We start from the raw sequence: 20,002 nt of genomic DNA, 5'->3' as shown, positions 1-20,002 counted from the left end.
CGTTCCCTGGGCGCTCTGGGCGGGCTCGGTGCCCGCGACCGGGTCTGTTCTGATCACGTTGCCGGCCACGATCGTGTCGCTGGCCTCCTGGCGTGACACGGCCGCCACGTTGAGCTGCTGACGGGTGAGCCGGCTCTGGGCTTCGGCCACCGTCAGGGTGGCGACGTCGGGTACCCGGACCTTCGCCTTGCCCAGGCTGAGGCGTATCCGCACCGTGCTGTTGGGCTTCACCTCGGCGGCAGCGGCCGGAGCCTGCTCCATGACCTTGCCCTCGGCAAACGTGTCGCTGGTGGCGGGATCGTCGAAGGCCGCGAGCAGCCCGGCGTCGGTGAGCCGGCGTTCGGCCGTGGCCCGGTCGAGACCGACCAGCGGGGGAACCCGCACCGTGCCCGGCCCGGCCAGCACCTTCATCGCCGCAAGCCCCCCGAGCAGGGCGATGAGGGAGACGATCGCTATCGCGGCGAGCCGGCCGCGTGACCAACGCGGCTGTGGCCGATAGCGCGGCTCGAGACCGTGTGGTTCCCCGCCAGCCAGTTCGTAGCCGGTGGTTGCTCGCGACCGGCTGGCTGCCGGCAGCCCCCAGTGGGCACCGCCGACGTAATCGGCGGGCTGGCCGGAGTCCTGACCGGGCTCCGGCAGGTACGCCGCGAGCTGGCGTAGCTCGTCCAACATGGCGCCGCCGTCGGGTGGCCGTTGGTTCGGGTCGCGTGCCGTGGCGCGCAGCACGAGCGTGTCCAGCGCGGCGGGGATACCCGGCACGACGGTGGATGGCGCGGGAACCTCGCCGTGGACCGCCTGGTAAGCCACTGACATCGGGGTGCTGCCGGTGTGGGGCAACTGCCCGGTCAGCATCTCGTAGAGCACGACCCCGGCGGCGTAGATGTCACTGCGGGTGTCGGCCGATCCGTCGCTGACCTGTTCCGGCGCCAGATAGCCGACCGTTCCCATCACCACACCTTGTGTCATGGCGTAGGTTGACTGGCTGAGGGGCCGGGCGAGCCCGAAGTCCGCGACCTTCACCTGGCCGTCGTTGCCCAGGAGGATGTTCTCCGGCTTGATGTCGCGATGTATGATCCCGGCCTCATGGGCCGCGGTGAGAGCTTCGAGGACCGGCTCGATGATCTCGACGGCATCGGTCGGGGACAGCCGGCCGCGGCTGCCGATATACTGGCGCAGAGTCTGGCCCCGCACAAGCTCCATCACCAGGTAGGTCACATTCCCGTGGGGGCCGTGATCACTGCCCTGGTCGAGGATGGAGACCGCGCGCGGAGTGTTCAGCCGGGCCGCGGCGGTCGCCTCCTGGTGGAAGCGCCGGATGAAGTCCTGGTCGTGGGCGAGGGCCGGATGCATGACCTTGAGAGCGACCAGCCGGTCAAGCCGGTTGTCGTGAGCGACGTAGACCGTCGCCATCCCGCCCACGGCAATGCGTTCCTGCGCGGTGTAGCGCCCGTCCAGTAACCGTCCGATGACGGGGTCTGCGACGGTCGCGTCCATATCGCACAGCTTACGATCGAGCGCTGCCACCGCGGGCATCCGGTCGTAGGAGCGTGTTTGAGATCGGGCTTTCGATCAGTGAGCCGCGTCCAGGCGCCCCCTGGCAAGGCGGGAGGCCGAAGCGATACCGGATGAGTTGTCTCGGTTCGGCTGACAACGCAGCCAGGGGGCGCCTGGGCACGGCGAGCCGGAATGACGATCTCAAACACGCTCTGAGAGCCGGGTGTGAAACGCGGATATGCCGCAGTCGCCACCGGCTACCCTCGCTGGCATGAAGCGGATCGTGGTTGTGGGCGCGGGGCTCGCGGGGCTGCGTACCTGTCAGGAGCTGCGGGCTGCCGGCTACACCGGGGCGCTGGCCCTGCTCGGCGCGGAGGAGCACGTCCCCTACGACCGGCCGCCGCTGTCGAAGGCCGTGCTCGCCGGGCGTCGTGACGACACCGCGTTGCCCCTTGGCCAGATCGATGCCGAGCTGCTGCTCGGCCGGCGCGCTACCGGGCTGCGGCCGGGGATCGTCGAGACCGATCGCGGTCCGCTTGATTGCGACGGGCTGGTTATCGCCACCGGAGCCGACCCGGTGCGGTTGCCCGGGGACGGGCCGCAGCGCGTCCTGCGCACCATCGACGACGCTCGCGCGTTACGGGCCGTCCTGCGTCCCGGCCTTCGGCTGGCGGTGGTCGGAGCGGGCTGGATCGGCGCGGAGGTGGCGACGACCGCCGCGGCCGCGGGGGCGGCGGTGACCGTCGTCGAGGCCGCGAGCGTTCCGCTGGCGCAGGCGCTGGGGGAGGCGGTCGGCGCCCGCATGATCGACTGGTATGCCCAGGCCGGCGTGGCGTTACGGCTGGGTACATCGGTGCGTGCCGTCCGGCCGGACGGGCTTGATCTCGTCGGCGGGGAGCGGCTGCCCGCGGACGAGATCGTGGTAGGCATCGGGGTGCGGCCGGCCACCGGCTGGCTCGCCGGCTGCGGGATCGCGCTCGACCGCGGGGTCGTCGTGGATGAGCACCTTGCCGCCGAGTGGTCCACACCGGTCGTCTGTGTGGGTGACAGCGCCGCGTGGTGGTCACGGCGCTACTCGGCACGGATGCGGGTCGAACACTGGGACTGTGCCCAGCGGTCACCCGTTGTCGCCGCCGCCACCCTGCTGTGTACGGCCGCGGGCGCACCACTGGCGGACGCCCCGGTCTATGACCCGGTGCCCTACTTCTGGTCGGAGCAGTTCGGACGCATGATCCAATTTGTGGGCCGCCGCCCGGCCGGCACGAAGCCGGTCTGGCGGGGTGACCCGAGCCAGCCCAAGGGCTGGTCAGCTGGCTGGTTCGACGATGCCGGCCAGCTGACGGGGGTGGTCGCGGTCGGCCGCCCAGCTGACGCCGTGCGTGGCCGGCGCATGATGCTGACCGGCGTGTCGATCGATCCGGCCGGGTTCGCGGACGTGTCGGTGCCGTTGGGCTGACCCGTGTTGGCCGGGCTGAGCCACGCTGTTGGGCTGAACGGTCATGAGTCGCCGCTGTTTCCGGGCAGCCCCCTGTCGGGATGCTGGTGAGACGATTACTACAGTGCCTGGGTGCCCCGCATTCACCTGGTCTCGAACCTGCCCGGCGCGAGCGTTCTCGGCGACCACCTGCGGGGCGCCGGGCTTGGGCCCACGTCCGCACGATCCGCGGACGCGCTTCTCGTGCTCATTGACCGTCCCCTCGACGATGTTGAGCAGGACGTGCTGGACCGTGCGCGGCAGTCCGTCCCCGTGTTGCTCGCCGGTCCCACGCTGCGCTCACTGCCGCCGGACAGCCCGCTGGTCGAGGCGTTGGGGCTGCTGCCCGGGAGAGTGACGCCGGTCCACGAGCTCCGGCTGATCCCGGGGCCGGACGGCGGTGAGTTCACCGCACGGATCGGCGCCTTCCGCCCGGTCGACCAGTGGGTCGTTTCCGACAAGATCGCCGATGACGTGCAGCAGCTGCTGATGGTTCGCCACGAGCTCGCGGACCATCCGGTGTGCACCTGGCGCCCGTCGACAGGCCTCGGCATGTTCACGGTCGGCTCGAGCGACCGCACGCTGGCTGATCCGGCCTACCACCGACTGATCGGCCGGTGGCTGCGCCATGCCCTGGGGGTCCTTGACGCGCCGCCGGTACGGGTGGGGCTGCTCGGTACGGCCGACTCCGCCGCCATCCATCACCTGGCCGTCGAGGCGACCGAAGGCCTGGAAATGGCCGCGGTCTGCGACGGGGGATCCCGCCCGCCGGCTCGTGGCGGCGATCGCGGTGCCCGCCGGATCGCCAATCCAGCCGAGCTGGTGAGTGATCATGACGTGGGCCTCGTCATCGTCGCCACGCCGACGCATACCCACGCCGAGTGGGCCATGCGGGCGCTGGAGGCCGGGAAGCACGTCGTGGTCGAGGAGCCGTTCTGCCTGTCCACCCAGGAAGCTGATGATCTTATCTCCGCCGCGGCCGAGCGGGGGCTCGTCCTGGCCGTGCACGCCGACCAGCATGACGACCCCGGTTACCGGGCGCTGCGGGCCGCGGTGCGGTCGGGCGCGGTCGGCGACGTGCTGTGGCTGGAGACCTTCCAGGGCGCATTCGCGCGTCCCGCCGGTACCTGGCATGACGACACCAGGGTGAGCGGCGGTGTCATCTACGACCGTGGCTTCGCCCATCTGGACTGGGTCCTCGACCTGCTCACCGAACCTGTCGAGTGGGTGTCGGCAACCACGCACAAGCGGGTCTGGCACCACGTCAGCAACGCTGACCACACCCGGGTCCTGCTCCACTTCGCCGATGGCGCCGAAGCTCAGGTCACGATTTCCGACCTCGCCGCGGTGGCGTTGCCGAGGTTCCACGTCGTTGGTAGTACGGCTTCGATTATCAGCGAGACCGCGGTGGAGCTGGCGGGGCCCAGCGCCCGGTCCGGGCGGCATTCCGAGCGGGCGCTTGACGCTTTTCCCGGCCCGCTGAACCTGGTCACCGGGGACGGGAGCCGGACCCGGCTGGCGTTTCCGCCGCCCACCCCCTCGGTTTTCCACAGCGAGCTGGCAGACCGCCTGGTGTCGGGCTGGCCGATGCCGTACCTGGTGGAGACGGCCCGGCGGGTGGTGGCCGTGATGGAGGCGGCCACCCGATCGGCGGCTGCCGGCGCGGCTCCCATCCCCCCGGCGTGACCAAGAGCTGTTGCCCGGTGTTTACTTTGACCGTGGATTGGCTGACCCTGCCCGATGTCGCTGACCGGCTCGGGGTGCCCATCACGCGGGTGCGTCAGATGGTGCGAGACCGTAAGCTGCTGGCCGTACGCTCCGGGGGTGTCCTACGGGTGCCTGCCGATTTCATCGTCGACGGAGCGGTCATCAAAGGTCTGCCCGGCCTGCTGACAGTGCTGGCGGATGCGGGGTTTTCCGACGAGGAGTCGATGGGCTGGCTCTTCCGGGACGACCCGACCCTGCCCGGTACCCCGGTGCGGGCGCTGACGGAGAACCGCGGCCGGGAGGTCAAACGCCGGGCCCAGGCACTGGCTTTTTAAGGCTCTTGTAAGGACCGTCCGGCCGCCGCTGGTCGTGGCTGGTCGCCGCGGCCGTTGATCCGCGCGAATGAGAAGCGGCTGGGCGGGCCCGGTCGTGGCGGGTATGCTGTGCCGCCGGGTATGTCACACGTAAGGTCATGGGTATGGTGCGGGATTCTGATGCGCTGGTATCTCGTACGGCCGAGGCGCGGCTGGTGCGGCTTGCCGATGCCCGGCTCTACCTGTGTACCGGGCTCCGGCCGGCGTTTCCCGAGTTTCTCGACGATGTCCTCGCCGCCGGGGTGGACGTCGTCCAGCTGCGTGAAAAGGGTCTGGAGTGGCAGCCCGAGGCCGCTGGGCTTGCCGCGACGCGCGAGATCGCCCAGGGGCGTGGCGCGCTGGTGAGCGCCAACGATCGGGCCGATCTCGCCGCCTTCACCGGGGTGGACGTGCTGCACGTGGGGCAGTGCGATATCCCGCCCCAGCTGGCCCGTCAGCTGCTCGGTCCGGACGTGCTGATCGGGCAGTCCACTCATGATATTGATCAGCTCACTGCCGCGATAGAAGATCCCGACGTGGACTACTTCTGTGTCGGGCCGGTGCGGGCGACCCCCACCAAACAAGGGCGGGCCCCGGTCGGGCTGGAGCTGCCACGTCTGGCCGCCCGGCTCGCTCCGCCGTTCGCGCTCGGGGCCAAGCCGTGGTTCGTCACCGGCGGGGTGGACGGGACAACCCTCGACGAGGTCCTTGACACCGGCGCCCGGCGGGTCGTCGTCGTCCGGGGCATCACCGAGGCCGCCGATCCGGGTGCCGCCGCGGCCGCCTTGAGCGGCCGGCTCCGCGCGGCCTGACTCACCCGACAAGCGGTGCGGCACCTGAGCTACCTCGCCGTCCTGGCGGCCTGCCTCGTCGGTACGGCGCCGTTGGAGGTATTCCTACGTACGCGGGTGTACGCACGTCCACTGCGGCTGGTGCTGACATTGCTGCCGGTGGTCGCCGTGTTCGCCGGCTGGGACTTCTACGCGATCTCTCGCCGGCACTGGGGCTATGACCGCGGCCAGCTGACCGGGGTACTGCTGGTCGGCCGTCTCCCCTTGGAGGAGCTGCTGTTCTTCCTGGTGGTGCCGGTCTGCGCGGTGCTGACGCTGGAGGCCGTCCGCGCGGTCACGGGCTGGCCGGTGGGCGACGAGCCGGCGGTGGACGGCGGGCTGGTAGGGGAGGAGCAGTGAGCTATACCTTTCTCGCCGTCGTCGGCGTTGTCGCTACTGTCCTGATCGACTTCGCGGTGCTGCGGACCAGAGTGCTTGCCCGCAAAGCCTTCTGGGCTGCCTATGCCGTCATCGTCGTCTTTCAGTTGATGACGAATGGTGTCCTGACCGGCCTGGCGATTGTCACGTACGACCCGAATGCGATCATCGGCCGCAGGTTCGCGTATGCGCCGGTCGAGGATCTTCTCTTCGGGTTCGCGCTGGTTACCCAGACACTGTCCTGGTGGGTCTTCTGGGGGCGCCGGCTGCAACGTCGGTGACCGTGGTCAGCGCACCGGCCACAAGCGAGTGCAGGTGAGCGCGAGCGGATGTGCAGGCAGGCGATCGCCTCAGAGCGCGAGGTGCAGCCGCAAGGCGTTGTCCAGCGCGGCCATCGTCGCGGGCGGGACCTCCGCGATCCGGTTGCCGAGCCGGTCCGCGGCCACGGCTCGTACCTGCTCGGCCTGAGCTTTTGAATCGACCGCGAGCCCGCACTCAGCGGCTTTGAGCAGGACCTGGAACGGGAACACCCGATCGGTGCTGGACGTGATGGGTACGACGGTGACCACACCGCGCCCGGCACGCCCGGCCGCGCGGTTGGCGGCGTCATTACTCACGATCACCGCGGGGCGGGTCTTGTTCGCTTCTGCTCCCCGGGCTGGTTCCAGGCTGACCCAGTAGATGTCACCGCGACGCATCGGCGAGTTCGTCCGCCGTGGTGGCATCCCAGAGCCCGGCGTCACTGGTGGCGGCCCACTCGTCCCAGGCCGCGGTGTAGGCGGTTTCGATGCTGGCCGCCCGCAGCAGGCCAACAGCCTGGTGGATTACCGCGGAGCGTGACGGGATGCTGCTTGCGGCACTGAACTCGTCGATGAAGCGCACATCGTCGTCCGGCAGACTAACGCTGATCTTCATACTTTTGATGCTACCCATTGTGCTACCCCTGTGCCTACCGCATCGATGGGTGGCGGCCGGGTCTCGGCCGGCCACCACCCAAGGCCCGCGTCAGCCAGCTGGCTCGGTGGCTTTGGCCGGCGCGGCTGCCACGGCGTCGGCCGGTTCTGCCGTGTCAGCCTGTGCTGAGCTGCCGTTTTGTTCCATGGCACCGGGGAGCCCGGCAGGCGAGTCCTCGGTGGTCAGGTGGCCCGGGGCGTCCGCCGGGTAGGGAGGGTAGCCGGGCCACCAGCGTGCGCGGGCCTGCCAGACCGCCCGCCAGCTGCCCTGGTTGCCGGTGGTGCCGCGGCCGGCGCGGGTGGCGGCCACGCCGAGGCCGGCCCGCAGCGCCACGCCCAGCGCGAGCATCGCCAGGCAGAAGGTGCGCTGCCAACCGGTGCGATGGGTCCGGGCGAGGGTGGTCTTGCCGGTCAGCGTGAGGATCGTCTTGTCCGCGTGCTGGGACGACGACGCACCGCTGTGGTGGAGCACAGTCGCTTCCGGCGTGATCACCGGGTCGTAGCCGGCGGCTCGGGCCCGAAGGGAGAAGTCGACGTCCTCGCCGTACATGAAGTACCGCGGGTCGAGCCCGCCGAGCTGGGTGAACCGGTCCCGGCGCACCAGCAGCAGGCAGCCGGTCACCACCCCGACGGAGGCGACGTTGTCGCGCTGCCATCCGCCGAGTGCCTCGGGGTCGAACAGCCGCGAGCCGCGCCGCGCGGTGGTCAGGCCGAGGCCGAAGCACAGGTGGCTCCACAGCGTCGGCGCGCCCCAACAGGAGCTGGGGTCGAGAGCCCGGTCGGGGGCCAGCGTGCGTCCCCCGTACACGCCGTGATGTGGATGCTTCTCGGCGAAGGCGACGAGGCGGCCCACCGCGTCGTCGATGACGACCGTGTCGGAGTTGAGGAGCAGCACGTAGCGGCCGGTGGCGGCGCTCGCCGCGATGTTGACCGCGCGGGCGAAGCCGAGGTTGGTCGGCTGTTCGATCAGCCGCACCCACGGGTAGCGCTCCTTGAGCACGGCGACGGTGTCGTCGCTGGAAGCGTTGTCGACGACGAGCACCTCGGTGCTCACGGTGTCCGGTGCCGCGTGCAGCGAGTCCAGGCAGGCCGCGGTGAGCGTGCGGGTGTTGTAAGAAATGATCAGGATTGAGACGTCGACGGCCATGCTGTCCCCCGTCCGTTGTTGCTCGGAGTGCCGGTGGGCTCGTCGTTGGTCGGCGTCGCGTTGGTCGGCGTCGCGTCGGTCGGCGTCGCGTCGGTCGAGCCGCCGCGGTGGCCGACGACTCGGGCTGGCGCGCCGACAGCGATGGCATCCGGTGGCAGTGACGTGGTCACTACCGAGTTGGCACCGACGATGCATCCGTCACCGATCGTGACACCCGCGACGACGACCACCCGGGCGCCCAGCCAGACGTTCGCGCCGATCCTGATGTCGCGTTCGTCCTTGTCCTGGTGCATGACGGGCACACCGGGTGGCGTCCGGTAGTTGGACGCGGTCACGAAGACCTCGGGAGCGAACAGCGCGTGCGCACCGATGTCGATACGGCCGGTCGAGTCACCGGCCCACAGGTAGCAGCGTTCGCCGATCTCGGCGCCGGCACCGATCGTGATGCGCTCGCCGTTGCGGATGGAGACGTTCGGTGCCAGGCGCACCCCGGGTGCCACGGTCATCAGGCGGCGCGGCCGCACGTGCGAATAGCCGTAGAAGTGCGCGATCCGCAGGATGTGCGCGTAGGCCAGCGGGTCGAGCAGCGAGCGAGCCGCCCGTAACGACCTGCTCAGGCCGCCCCCGCGCTGGTGGTCCGGCTGGTGTTGTCGCGTTCCCATGTTCTGACGTCCCCCCGACGTAGCTTGCGGCGGGCCAGCAGCTGAGCCAGCACCACCATACCGACATAGCAGGGTATGTCGACCACTCTGCGTGGATCTTCTTTGACCACCCGGGCCCAGCCGCTCCGGCCGTTGGCGGCGGTCTCCGGTTTCGCCTCTGTCTGGCCCAGCTGGCGGTTGCCGGCGTAGACGCGGACGAGGCGGTGCAGGTGAGCGCGCACCGTCCGGGCCGGGAAGATGGTGAAGTCCAGGCCGGGGCGGGCGGCCCGTCGCTCGTCGGCACTGAACAGGGTGTAAAGGAAGAGGTCGTCGGCGATGATCTCGGGGAAGTGCTCGAAGCGTCCCCGTCCGGCCTCGTTCAGGCCCACCACGCCGGAGCCGACGTGGCTGTCGCCGACGAACGGCTGGCGCATCCACAGCCGGTAGAAGCTGCGTACCGGCCAGCTGACTCCGGTCAGGTCGACGGCCAGCCGGGGAGCCGCGGCCATCGCGGCGTCCGTGCGGAGCAGATCCGCGGTTTCCAGCAGGACGTCGCCGCGCACGACCACGTCCGCGTCCACGTAGAAGCGGGGGAAGGAGGCCACCGCCGCGTCACCGAGGTTGAGCGCCCCGGCCTTGCCGGGACGCGGCGTCTCCACCACCCGTACCCCGGCGGCTCGGGCGATCTCCGCCGTGCCGTCCGTGCAGCCGTTGCACACCACGACGATGTCCAGGGCGTCCGCGGGCACCCCGGCACGCAGCGCCGTCAGGCAGCGACCGATGACCGCCCGCTCGTTGTGCGCGGGTATCACCACGCTTACGGGCGGACCACTCGGCCCGCCGTCGGCGTGGGCCGGACCCACCGGAACCCGAAACATCGGGTAACACCCCCCTGACGGATATGACTCGTCACTATCCCGACCGAATCGTAGGACGTCACCCAGCCGAGGCGCGACCGGGGTGCGGCACGACCGGGTGCGGTGCGGGTTGGCCAGCGTCGCCTCCACCCACGCCGATGAGCGACGCGGTGCAGCCTGTCGACAGCCGCCCGTTCGGCTGATTCGGTGGCGGCGGCCGACGACAACCGATCCGGTTCAGCTGCGCTCACTTGTGAACGCCGTTACCGACTTTCTCGCAACTATCGGCCTACCTGCGGCCGGCGCAGGCGGGAGGAGAGGAAGGAACGCCTGATGGAGATTGACTGCCCAGCATCGACGGCCTTGATCCGCTGCTATCGATGTCGTCCGGGCTGTTTCGGGCTGAGTCGTCCCCACCACGGAGCGCTAGCGTCAGGCCAACAAGATCTGCAGATTGTCCAGCGGTCGTGCCGCGCTCGAAGGCAGCCAAGGTGAGCCAAAGACGTTCTCGTTCAAGATCAATTAATTGAGAGTGTTTGATCCGTTCGGTCCGCTGCCTGGAGAGGTACATGATCATTATGGCGATTGAGCCAAGGACCGTCGAGATCGAACCCGACACGAGGGGGATGAGCACATCTGGCGCCACAGGACACTCCAGCCCGGCACCAGTCCCGAACCCCCGCCTGTTTCCCGGTTTCAGAGGGGCTGGATGCCTAACTGAAGAGTGATCCTGCATCGGGCGCGAACCGGACACCGCCCAACACCACCAATCTTAGCCTGGATGCGCTGTCGTGGTCGACAACTCGCTCGTCCATCTACCTTCAGGGTCTTTTACCGCGAACGCCGCGCGGCTGGCGCTGGCCGGGATCGCGGCACGATCTGCTTCGCTTCGCTGGGACGGCCGCCTCGAAGCTTCCACGGCCGCACTTTGACCGCGTGTCACCGGCCCTGCCGGCCTCTCTCCTCCGACCCGAGGGGTTCCGGCGGAGAGGGTGCCCGAGCGGCGCTGTCTCTGATGTCGGGCTCGCCGGGCTATGGTTGAATCACTGACAGTGATGGTTCTGGTCTGGTCCGCGATCGGGGGATGGGATGACTCAACAGGTGCTGCCGCGTTCGGGCGCCGCCGAGTTTTTCGTCGGGGTGACTGACGCTGGTGGTTCTCGTCCGATGCGGGCGGACGGGGTCTTGGGGGCTGTCCTTCGTTAGCCTGCCGGTCAGTGGCTGACCGTCGTGCGGGCAGCCGCGCTGGCATGTCACCCCAGCTCACAGGGCCAGACCGGTTTCTGGTAGCCCGCAGGGTCACAGGGCACATTGACCACGTCCTGTCAGTGCCTTGAATGAAGGCCGGTAGCAACCAGGCAGCTTATATCTGGGGCATGATTGAGGGCGCGATTGATTGTCGGGTCCACGGATGCCGAGACCAGCGGGGGGAGCAAAGTGAGCAGTACTGACGAGCAGGAATCCAGTACGATAATGGCGGTTTTCGCCGGATTTACGATCTTGGTGCAGCTTGTCAAGTCCATAGTGACGCGCTCGCGGCATGCCAACCGGTTTGGCCGTACTGACTGGCGGATACCGGTGCTGTGTTTGGTGGATGCGGGCACGGCGGACTCGGCGTTGAAGGTACTTGCCGGGCGGTTTGTCGAGTCAGGCAAGCGACGTGTGCCGCATACGTACGTCGACGTCACACAGGTCAGTGGGCTGCAGCCGCTACTCCACCAGTTACATGAAAAGTTGGCGGTAGGTCGTTTCAGCCGTGACCCGCTGCGCTTTCGCTGCTTCACGCTGGTCGACTGGCTGACCGCGCAGAACCTGTCCGACGTGCCGGTCGCCAAGCGGCAACGGGAGCTGGCCAGACGGCTGCGCCGGGAGTTCGGGCTGCGGGGAGGCCAGGGTGAGGGCGGATTAGACCACGGTTTTACCGGCTGGTTGGGGCTGCTGCTGTCGCTGTTTGTCAGGGTGTTGCCGGTGGTGGCGCTGCGGCTCCTCGTCAGCGGACGACTTCCCGGGGCAGGGCATGAGTTCCGCTGGTTCAGGAGGCAGCAGTGCCTCGCGTCTGGGCCAGCCTCGACCTTCCTGGCGGTCGCCGAGCGGTTGACTATCGGTCCACGCGCCGATGAGGAACCCGAAGCCATCGATCGGCTCCTGACGGACGCGTTTCTGGAAGATCTGCGGGTGCAGTATCGGCGTCGACCGTGGCGGCTACGACCGTGGCGGCGTACGGCGTACCCGGTGATACTGCTGGACGCCGTAGCGCCCGACAACGCCGGATACGCACTCATACGAGCGGTTACCGCTGTGCGCGGTGACGGGTGGACCGACCCCCTGCTGATCGTTACAAGGGGGGTGGATGTGCCGCTGAACGGGACGCCACTTGCTGAGGCCGTCACCGACGGCAGAGTAGTGCCGTTGATGGGCCTGGATGCCGCGTATTCGACTGTTCATGACCGGCTGCCCATGGCTGGCAAACGAGGGCATCCCGATACGTGGCTGTTGCCGGTAGCGGTATCTGGTATCAATAATCTGAACATCAAGGACAGGTTACCGGTAGTCATCCCGGCGCGTCCGCCGTGGCTGGCTCAGCCCTGGATGCCAGCCGTGGTTGTACTCTTACTCATAAGCACTTTCGTGATTTGGATAGTAGGTCAGATACACCCTGGATGCGCGACGCTTCCTCTTCATCGTGGCGATACGCTGCGGGTTATTTATATCGATCGGCAGTGCATCGGTTACAGTGGCTCCGATCGACAGGCCTTTGGACCAGATGAACGATTGACAGGTGTACAGAAGAAAATTTTCGCGCAAAATCGGGAAGCTGCCAGTGCCCACCAGGTCAAGCGTAACCGGCCGTTGGTGACACTGGTCTATCTTGCCGCGTTCACCAGGACTGACTCCCGTCTCGGTGACGAAGTCTTTGATGCTGAGCGGGAAGGATTGGAAGGTGTAGCGGCAGCTCAGTACCGAGCTATGCATGAGGCCGATAACAATCCGGCCAGTCCATATCTACGAGTGATTGTGGGTAACGTCGGCGACGAAACACGCCATGCTGACAAACTTGTACCGATGCTGGCCCAGCTGGTACATGACGACCCGACAGTGATCGCGACAGTAGCTCAGCTGGATAGCCGGACAAAAACCCAGTACATGCTCCAGTCGCTTGACGCGGTCGGGCTGCCGACTCTCACGCTGACCACCTCGGCCGATGGCATCGCCGGCGCGTCCAATCTCTACCTGCAGCTCTCGCCGTCCAACAGGGATGAGGTAGGTATGATCCATTCCTATGTCAGCCAGGTGCTGCATCGCGATGCGATCATCAACTTCTACACCTATGGCGCCAAGGGGCGCATCGGTGGCGACGAAGACCTGTATGTCAACACTCTTCGTAATGATCTACATGCCGAGTTTGTAGATCATTACAGAGAAAAATTCTGGCCCAGCGGAACAGATGTCAGTGACATCTGTTCTGACAAGTTCGACGGAATAGTCTTCTTTGGTGGCCGATACACCGAATTTCCCGCATTTGTTTCCCGGGTTTACACCGACTGCGGCGGTAGGCTCCCGACCCTGTTGGCCGACGGATCGGTGAGTCGTTACATCGCTAATTCCGAAATGCGGGCTGTTGCTCCGACCACGCTTCCGGTGGCTTATATATCCCGTGGGCAACTCGGCTTCTGTGAGCAGCTAAAAAATGCCCATCAGCCTGAACGCATAAACTTTCTCAACGATATCCGTGACGCGCTGGGCTTCTGTGATGGAAGCAAGCCAATCCAGGAATGGGTTAGCCTCGGCTACGATGCGGCCCGCCTCTTGTTGCGTTCAGTCACCGATATCGCAAGCCGTCGGCCCGCCGTTGGTATTGATCACTCGTGGGATCCGGCGCAAATCAATCCGAAAATGGTGTACAGTCAGATTCGCCAGTCTGTCGACCTTCATCAGTATGAAGGGGTCAGTGGCATTCTTGCCTTCGACTAGAATGGGATTGCCCGCACTCGGCACATTTCAATCATGTGTGCCGCGGGCCTTAAGCGGGTATTTCAGACGAATAATGACGTTCCATATGAGGTGTATCGCTCTGGTCTCACATATTCTGACGAGCCGCCGCTGAGGCCGCGTCCCTGCTCGAGTTAGAGCGCCCGGCAACAGGACTGTCCGGCTCGCGGCGCCTGGGCGGCGCATCGCGCCATCGCTGCCCAGCCATTGCCGCGCGACGCGCGGGTACCCCGGCTTGCCGGTCGACGCCCAACGCAGGGCGACTCCCGCACCCCAACTCCCTTCCTTGATCCATTCCCCTGTTGTCGGGCGCTCGTAATCATCAGATCGCAGGCGGGGTGGCGCGGCGGACGCGGGCGGCGCGGACGAGGCCGGGGCCGGCGACAGCGACCCGCCGGCCGAGCCCGACAGCCACCCGCTTGTCCAGGACCTGGTAGTCGGCGCGTTCCACTTCATCCAGAATGCCCTGATAAAGCTGGAACGCGGTGTGGACGCAGTCGCGTGATGTCGGGTGCAGCAGCCGGATGCCGGGCTTTGCCGCACGGAACAGTTCCCGGGCACGGCTGATCTCGAACGCGAGCAGCCGGCGGACCGGGCCATCCACCACGCCTGTGCCGAGGCGCTCGGGCGTCACGCCGAACAGGTCCAGCGACTCCTGAGGGAGGTAGATCCGGCCGCGGCGCAGGTCCTCGCCGACGTCCCGGATGAAGTTCGCGAGCTGGAAGGCGGTACCCAGATCGCGGGCGTAGGGCAGGGCCGCGGCGCCGTTGGCTTCCAGGACGTGCACCATCTGCAGGCCGATCGCCACGGCCGAGCCGTGGACGTAGACCATCAGATCGTCCCAGGCCGGGTAGGAGGTCGTCGTGAGGTCCATCGCCATGGATCGCAGGAAGGCCTCGAAGTGCTCAAGCGGGATGTTCCAGCGCCGGATCGTGTCGACAACCGCCGGTAGCACGGACGTCATGCCGGTCATGCCGGTCATGCCGGTCATGCCGGTCATGCCGGTCGTGGCGGTCGTGGCGGTCGTGGCCGGGCACGACCGTGCGTAAGCCAGGAACTCCTCCCCCCAGCCGCGCAGCCAGGCCGCCCGTTCGGCGTCAGGAAGCTTGGAGTCAAGATCATCAACGATCTCGTCGGCATACCGCGCGAATCCGTAGAGCGCGTGGACGTATGGCCGTTTCCAGGCGGGCAGTAACAAGGTCGCCAGAAAGTATGTGCGGCCATGGGCGGCGTTGAGCTGGCGGCATGCCAGGTAGGAGCGCCGCAGCTCGGGCGCGGTGATCCCCGCGGCGGTCAGCTCACATATACGCACAGTGCTTCTTCCCAGCCAGGGGATTCGGTGGGTCAGAGCGCCCGGCAACAGGGGACGCAGGATCGCGGGGCTGGGGGTGCGCACTTCGCGTCATCGCTGCCCATCCATCGCCGCGCGATGCGGGAATATCCCGGCTCGTCGCCCGCCACCCAGCACCTCCGGCGGCTCCCTCCGTCGCCTCGCGCTCCATCCAGCCGGACGCCGCTTCCTGATCGAACGCCCTGCCACCGGAGCCCTTCAGGGGATTCGGGACGAGAAGGCCAGCGACAGTGCCGTGGCGGTCAGGCCGAGACACAGCGACAGCCCCACAAACCACATGGTAATTTCATGGAACTCGGTACGGTATCCGATGGAGCTGCCCAGCTTTTTATACACCGACCGCAGTTCGTCGCCGGACGTGGCCCGGTGGTAGGAGCCCCCAGTCGTCCGTGCGATCTCGCGCAATGCCGCCTCGTTGACCGGGACGGGGAGCTGTTGGCCGCCGACGTCGAGGGTACCGTCCGGGGTGCCGTAGGCAATCGTGTCCACCGGCACCCGGACGCTTACAGCGGCCTGGCTGGCCTCGGAATTCGGGCGTCCCCGCTGGGTCTCCCCGTCGGAGAGCAGCACGATGGCCGCCGGTGGTGGCGTCTGGCCGTCCGCGGTGACCTGGTCCCCCAGCACGGTGATGGCCTGCAGGCTGGCGAAGATACCCTCGCCGATCGCGGTGGACGGACCCAGCTGCAGGCTGTGAATGCTGGAACGGACCGTTTCGCGGTCCGTGGTCGGTGGAACGAGAACCGCCGCCGAGCCGGCGAATGACACCAGGCCGAGGTTGATCCGCGGTGGTAGCTGATTGACGAACGCCTCGGCGCCCTGTTTGGCCGACTCGAGCCGGTTGGGAGGGATATCCGTTGCTGCCATCGAATTCGAGACGTCGATCGCCAGCATGATTGTCGCGCGTTCGCGGGGCACCCGGTCCGCCCTCGCCGGCCGCGCGAGGGCCAACACCATGGTGGCCAGCGTGAGCAACAGGACGGTGGCCGGCACATGCCGGCGCCACCACTGCGGGCGCCGGGGCAGCACCGACGCGAGCAGCCCGGCGCTGGCGAACCGGACCGCGTAGACCTTCCGGCGCAGCGCCAGCACGATGTAGGCGACAGTCAGCGCGCTGACCAGCAGCAGCAGCCACAGCCAGTGGCCGGCGAGGAAGGTCATCGTGCCGGCCCGGCCGGCCGGGCCGTGACCGGCGGACGCCGGCCCGCGCCGCGGCTGCGGCGGGTGGCCAGGACGAAGCGGACGATGTCGGCGAGCCAGTCGGTGTCGGTCCGCAGGACGAGGTGGGCGGCGCCGGCCCGGCGAAGCGCGGCGTCGGTCTCGCGGCGGTGCGCCGCGGCGGCGCGGGCGTAGGACTCGCGCAGCCGGCGGGACGAGGTCGGTACCTCCAGCGTCGCGCCGGTCTCCGGGTCCATGACGGTGAGCAGCCCGACCCGCGGGAGCTCAAGCTCGCGTGGATCGACTATTTCGACGGCAAGTACCTGATGGCGTCCGGCGAGCGCGCGCAGTGGCCGTTCCCACGACAGGTCCGTCGACAGGAAGTCCGAGATCACGACAGCCAGGCCGCGGCGCCGGGGCGGGTTACGCAGTCCGTTCACGGCCGCGGCCAGATCGGTCGCCGCGGAGACGTTCGGCGCGCTGGCCGGGCGGTCCAGCGCGGTACGCGGTGTTGCCAGCAAGGTCCGTAGCAGTGCTCGCAGGCTGTTGCGACCGGTACGGGCGGGTAGTACGCGCGGGCCGGTACCGGAGAGCACATACGCTCCCAGCCGGTTGCCGCCGCGTGCGGTCAGGTAGCCGACCGCGGCGACAGCGGCGATCGCGAGGTCGCGTTTTTCCCAGGCCGCGGTGCCGAACTCCAGGCTGGCGGTGAGGTCGACGAGTACCCAGGTCTCCAGCTCGCGGTCGGCGATGAGGTCGTGTACGTGCGGGACGGTGGTACGGGCGGTGACCGCCCAGTCCATCCGCCGGACGTCGTCGCCGACGTGGTAGGTACGGCTTTCGGCTTTTTCGGTTCCGGATCCGGGTACCAGGCCCAGGTGATCACCGAGCAGCAGCCCGTCCAGGCGCCGGGTGACGGTCAGCTCCAGACGACGCAGGGCGCGTTCGATCGACGGATCCGCGGCGAGCGGGCCAGCCGTTCCCGATGCGGGGGAGGAGCCGTAGGCACCAGCGGAGGAGCCGTAGGCCCCAGCGGAGGAGCGGTGGGCGCTCACGCGGTTGTCCCCTGGTTGTGGTACTCGGGAAAGCCGTGCGGGTTCGTGGTCCAGCGCCCGGAGTAGCCGTGCTGGCGTGGCGCGACCTGTGGCGGTGGGGTGGCCTGGAGAACGCGCTCGGCGATGGCGTCCGTGGACAGCCCTTCCGCCAGCGCCTCGTAGGAGAGCACCAACCGGTGCGGCAGGATGTCGAGGGCCACCGCGGCGACGTCGTCGGGCACCACGTAGTCCCGTCCGCGCAGCAGCGCCAGCGCGCGGGCCGCCGCGACCAGACCGAGCGAGGCGCGCGGCGACGCGCCGTAGGCCAGGTGGCCGGTAAGTTCGGGCATCCCGAATTCGGTGGGTGACCGGGTCGCCAGCACCATACGCACGGCGTAGTCGGCGATCGCGTGGTGGACGAACACCTCGGCGGCATGCCGCTGTAGTTTCAGCAGCGTCTGGGGGTCCAGCACGCACTCGGCCGCGGGCGGTCGCACGCCCATCCGCTGGACGATCTCCAGTTCCTCGCTGCCGGTCGGGTACGGTACGTTGATCTTCATGAGGAACCGGTCGCGCTGCGCCTCCGGAAGCGGGTACACGCCTTCTGACTCGATCGGGTTCTGCGTGGCCAGCACCAGAAACGGCGCGGGCAGCCGATGGGTGACACCGCCGAGGGAGACCTGCTGCTCGGACATCACCTCCAGCAGCGCCGACTGCACTTTCGCGGGCGCGCGGTTGATCTCGTCCGCGAGGATGAAGTTCGCGAAGACCGGGCCCAGCTCGACGTCGAAGGTCTCCCGGGTCTGGCGGTACACGCGGGTACCGACGATGTCGGACACGACCAGGTCGCTGGTGAACTGGATGCGCGCGAACGTTCCGCCGACCACTGTCGCCAGCGTCTGGACGGCGAGGGTCTTGGCCACTCCCGGCACACCCTCCAGCAGGCAGTGCCCGCGGGCAAGCAGCGCCACCAGCATCCGCTCGATCATGTGGTCCTGACCGACGATCACTTTTTTGATCTCGAAGAGAACACGTTCCAGGTGATCGGCATCGGTGCTCGTATCCGGGCTGGCCAGTGTCCTGCCGTCCCGGCCGGAGCCGGGCGCGGTGAGGCTGGAGCCGGCCGGCGCGGTCTCGGGGGCGTGCCGTTCGTCCATGGCCTCAGTCTCGCAGCCAGCGCCTGGAACCGGGACTTGAAGCGAGGGCACTCGGCCGTTGCGAACGATGGCCGCACAGTGACCGGCAACAGGGAGGAATGGGTGCCCGGCAAAGACGGTTTTTCGTTCCGGCGCGCTCAGGCCGCTGGTCCGCGCGGCGCCCGGGAGCGGTAGGCCCGGTCGCGCCCGAGCACCCGTTCGGCGGCCAGGCGCCCAGAAATGATCACCATCGGCACGCCGACGCCCGGTTGGGTCCCGCTGCCGACGAACACCACGTTGTCCAGGCCCGGGGCCAGGTTCGAGGGGCGAAACGGGCCGGTCTGGCCGAAGGTGTGGGCGGCGGCGAACGGCGTGCCGGCCGCCATGCCCTGGGCCCGCCAGTCCGCGGGGGTGATCACATGCTCGACGTCGATCGCGGCACCGAAACCGACGTATCCACGCCGTTCGAGGGTCTCGATCACCTCGTCACGGTAACGTCGGCCCAGTACCGACCAGTCCAGCGGCGCGGTGAGGTTCGGTGTCGGGAACAGCACGTAATAACTGTGCCGGCGGGCCGGAGCCAGCGTCGGATCGCCGATCGTCGGCGTCGTGACCAGGAACGACGGATCGCTCATCAGTTCGCCTCGGTTGATGATCTCGTCAAAGGTGCGTCGCCAGGCCCGGCCGAAGTGGATCGTGTGATGGGCCCGGTCACCGTAGTCGGCTCCTGACCCGGCCAGCAGCAGGAAACATGACGGTGAGTAGCGCAGGCCGCGGACCCGGCGTGGCATGACAGCGGCGGGCAGCAGCTCGCGGTAGGCGGTCGGGAGATCGGGATTGAGTACCACCACATCCGCGGCGATGCGCTCACCCGAGGACGTGTGGACCGCGGCCGCCCGTCGGCCGCGGATCTCCACCCCGGTCACGGTGGTGCTGTAACGGAACGTCACTCCGTGCTTGGCAGCGGCGAGGGCCATGGCAGCCGGAACGGCGTGCATGCCGCCCACCGGGAAGTACACGCCGGCCACCGAGTCCATGTAGGCGATCACGGCGTACAGCGCGAGAGCGTCCTGCGGGGACAGGCCCGCGTACATCGCCTGGAACGAGAACACCCGGCGGGTTCGCTCGTCGTGCAGATAGCGGCCCACCATGGGCTCGAGGCGGCGAAAGGCACCGAGGGCAACCAGCCGGGCCAGGGACGGCCGTAACAGGCTCAGGGGCGAGTCGATCGAAGCGTCGATGAAGTCGCGCAACTGCGCCCGGTACAGGTCGGACACGAACGTGACGAACCGGCGGTACCCGGCGGCTTCGGCCGGCCCGCACACACGGGTGATCTCATCGGCGGTCGCGTCCGGGTCGGCGTGGATATCGAGTGTGGAACCGTCGGCGTAGCAGGCCCGGTACACTGGGTCGACCGGATGCAGCCGCAGCCAGTCGTCGATGTTCTCCCCGACGCAGTCGAATGCGTCGGCGATCAGGTCCGGCATGGTGAGCACGCTCGG

18 protein-coding genes are annotated in these 20,002 nt (G+C 68.1%); 7 read left to right on the top strand and 11 right to left on the bottom strand.

Annotated elements, in window-relative coordinates:
* Positions 1-1,494: Stk1 family PASTA domain-containing Ser/Thr kinase (pknB, locus tag MJ777_RS17625; RefSeq protein ID WP_370652755.1), on the bottom strand; the 1,494-nt coding region annotated here is incomplete at its 3' end.
* 271 nt (positions 1,495-1,765) lie between these two features.
* On the opposite strand from pknB, the gene MJ777_RS17620 reads away from it, so the two are divergent.
* The 6 genes from MJ777_RS17620 (at position 1,766) to MJ777_RS17595 (ending at position 6,517) form a co-directional block, all read left to right on the top strand.
* The gene (locus MJ777_RS17620; protein ID WP_239308078.1) at positions 1,766-2,950 is read left to right on the top strand and encodes an NAD(P)/FAD-dependent oxidoreductase; all 1,185 of its coding nucleotides are present in this window, start codon (positions 1,766-1,768) and stop codon (positions 2,948-2,950) included.
* A gap of 111 nt (positions 2,951-3,061) precedes the next feature.
* A complete protein-coding gene (locus MJ777_RS17615) occupies positions 3,062-4,654 on the top strand; it encodes a Gfo/Idh/MocA family protein (protein WP_239377197.1) in 1,593 nt (530 codons plus the stop codon).
* A 32-nt stretch (positions 4,655-4,686) separates the two neighbouring features.
* A complete protein-coding gene (locus tag MJ777_RS17610) occupies positions 4,687-5,010 on the top strand; it encodes an Rv2175c family DNA-binding protein (protein WP_239308079.1) in 324 nt (107 codons plus the stop codon).
* Positions 5,011-5,153: 143 nt separating this feature from the next.
* Complete coding sequence (locus MJ777_RS17605; protein WP_239308065.1) at positions 5,154-5,840, top strand: thiamine phosphate synthase; 687 nt, start codon at positions 5,154-5,156, stop codon at positions 5,838-5,840.
* A gap of 15 nt (positions 5,841-5,855) precedes the next feature.
* Positions 5,856-6,218, top strand: coding sequence for a lycopene cyclase domain-containing protein (locus MJ777_RS17600; protein WP_239308066.1), 363 nt, complete (start codon positions 5,856-5,858; stop codon positions 6,216-6,218).
* The gene (locus MJ777_RS17595; RefSeq protein ID WP_239377196.1) at positions 6,215-6,517 is read left to right on the top strand and encodes a lycopene cyclase domain-containing protein; all 303 of its coding nucleotides are present in this window, start codon (positions 6,215-6,217) and stop codon (positions 6,515-6,517) included. The genes MJ777_RS17600 and MJ777_RS17595 overlap by 4 nt, the downstream gene beginning before the upstream one ends.
* 69 nt (positions 6,518-6,586) lie before the next feature.
* Here MJ777_RS17595 and MJ777_RS17590 read toward each other — a convergent pair whose 3' ends face one another.
* From MJ777_RS17590 to MJ777_RS17570, 5 genes are all read right to left on the bottom strand, one after another.
* A complete protein-coding gene (locus tag MJ777_RS17590; protein ID WP_239308068.1) occupies positions 6,587-6,934 on the bottom strand; it encodes a type II toxin-antitoxin system PemK/MazF family toxin in 348 nt (115 codons plus the stop codon).
* Positions 6,921-7,151, bottom strand: a complete 231-nt coding sequence (locus MJ777_RS17585) for a ribbon-helix-helix domain-containing protein (RefSeq protein WP_239308069.1) — start codon at positions 7,149-7,151, stop codon at positions 6,921-6,923. The genes MJ777_RS17590 and MJ777_RS17585 overlap by 14 nt, the downstream gene beginning before the upstream one ends.
* A 90-nt stretch (positions 7,152-7,241) precedes the next feature.
* On the bottom strand, positions 7,242-8,336 hold the full coding sequence (locus MJ777_RS17580; protein ID WP_239377195.1) for a glycosyltransferase family 2 protein: 1,095 nt from the start codon (positions 8,334-8,336) through the stop codon (positions 7,242-7,244).
* Entirely contained in the window at positions 8,312-8,998 is a 687-nt protein-coding gene (locus MJ777_RS17575; RefSeq protein ID WP_239377194.1) for a DapH/DapD/GlmU-related protein, read from the bottom strand. Before MJ777_RS17575 ends, MJ777_RS17580 begins: the two co-directional genes overlap by 25 nt.
* Positions 8,950-9,855 (bottom strand): glycosyltransferase, encoded by a 906-nt coding sequence (locus MJ777_RS17570; RefSeq protein WP_239377193.1) that lies wholly within the window; start codon positions 9,853-9,855, stop codon positions 8,950-8,952. Before MJ777_RS17570 ends, MJ777_RS17575 begins: the two co-directional genes overlap by 49 nt.
* A gap of 1,416 nt (positions 9,856-11,271) precedes the next feature.
* On the opposite strand from MJ777_RS17570, the gene MJ777_RS17565 reads away from it, so the two are divergent.
* Positions 11,272-13,806, top strand: coding sequence for a hypothetical protein (locus MJ777_RS17565; protein ID WP_239377192.1), 2,535 nt, complete (start codon positions 11,272-11,274; stop codon positions 13,804-13,806).
* Between the two features lie 340 nt (positions 13,807-14,146).
* Here MJ777_RS17565 and MJ777_RS17560 read toward each other — a convergent pair whose 3' ends face one another.
* The 5 genes from MJ777_RS17560 to crtI all read right to left on the bottom strand — a co-directional run.
* Positions 14,147-15,130 (bottom strand): phytoene/squalene synthase family protein, encoded by a 984-nt coding sequence (locus MJ777_RS17560; RefSeq protein ID WP_239377199.1) that lies wholly within the window; start codon positions 15,128-15,130, stop codon positions 14,147-14,149.
* Between the two features lie 243 nt (positions 15,131-15,373).
* Positions 15,374-16,333, bottom strand: a complete 960-nt coding sequence (locus tag MJ777_RS17555; protein ID WP_239377191.1) for a VWA domain-containing protein — start codon at positions 16,331-16,333, stop codon at positions 15,374-15,376.
* A complete protein-coding gene (locus MJ777_RS17550) occupies positions 16,330-17,385 on the bottom strand; it encodes a DUF58 domain-containing protein (protein ID WP_370652753.1) in 1,056 nt (351 codons plus the stop codon). The genes MJ777_RS17555 and MJ777_RS17550 overlap by 4 nt, the downstream gene beginning before the upstream one ends.
* Positions 17,382-18,521, bottom strand: a complete 1,140-nt coding sequence (locus tag MJ777_RS17545; RefSeq protein WP_239310831.1) for a MoxR family ATPase — start codon at positions 18,519-18,521, stop codon at positions 17,382-17,384. Before MJ777_RS17545 ends, MJ777_RS17550 begins: the two co-directional genes overlap by 4 nt.
* Before the next feature lie 137 nt (positions 18,522-18,658).
* Positions 18,659-20,002, bottom strand: a 1,344-nt coding sequence (crtI, locus tag MJ777_RS17540; protein ID WP_239377190.1) for a phytoene desaturase family protein, incomplete at its 5' end; no start/stop codon positions are given.

Origin of the sequence: Protofrankia sp. Cj5 (genome assembly GCF_917627405.1) — a bacterium.
Lineage (GTDB): Bacteria > Actinomycetota > Actinomycetes > Frankiales > Frankiaceae > Protofrankia.
This window is presented reverse-complemented; position numbering and strand designations above follow the sequence as displayed.

Excerpts from the sequence above, each read along its gene's own strand:
- MJ777_RS17620 (WP_239308078.1), top strand. The coding sequence starts at position 1,766 with ATGAAGCGGATCGTGGTTGTGGGCGCGGGGCTCGCGGGGCTGCGTACC.
- MJ777_RS17605 (WP_239308065.1), top strand. The coding sequence starts at position 5,154 with ATGGTGCGGGATTCTGATGCGCTGGTATCTCGTACGGCCGAGGCGCGG.
- MJ777_RS17590 (WP_239308068.1), bottom strand. The coding sequence starts at position 6,934 with ATGCGTCGCGGTGACATCTACTGGGTCAGCCTGGAACCAGCCCGGGGA.
- MJ777_RS17585 (WP_239308069.1), bottom strand. The coding sequence starts at position 7,151 with ATGAAGATCAGCGTTAGTCTGCCGGACGACGATGTGCGCTTCATCGAC.
- MJ777_RS17580 (WP_239377195.1), bottom strand. The coding sequence starts at position 8,336 with ATGGCCGTCGACGTCTCAATCCTGATCATTTCTTACAACACCCGCACG.
- MJ777_RS17575 (WP_239377194.1), bottom strand. The coding sequence starts at position 8,998 with ATGGGAACGCGACAACACCAGCCGGACCACCAGCGCGGGGGCGGCCTG.
- MJ777_RS17570 (WP_239377193.1), bottom strand. The coding sequence starts at position 9,855 with ATGTTTCGGGTTCCGGTGGGTCCGGCCCACGCCGACGGCGGGCCGAGT.
- MJ777_RS17555 (WP_239377191.1), bottom strand. The coding sequence starts at position 16,333 with ATGACCTTCCTCGCCGGCCACTGGCTGTGGCTGCTGCTGCTGGTCAGC.
- MJ777_RS17545 (WP_239310831.1), bottom strand. The coding sequence starts at position 18,521 with ATGGACGAACGGCACGCCCCCGAGACCGCGCCGGCCGGCTCCAGCCTC.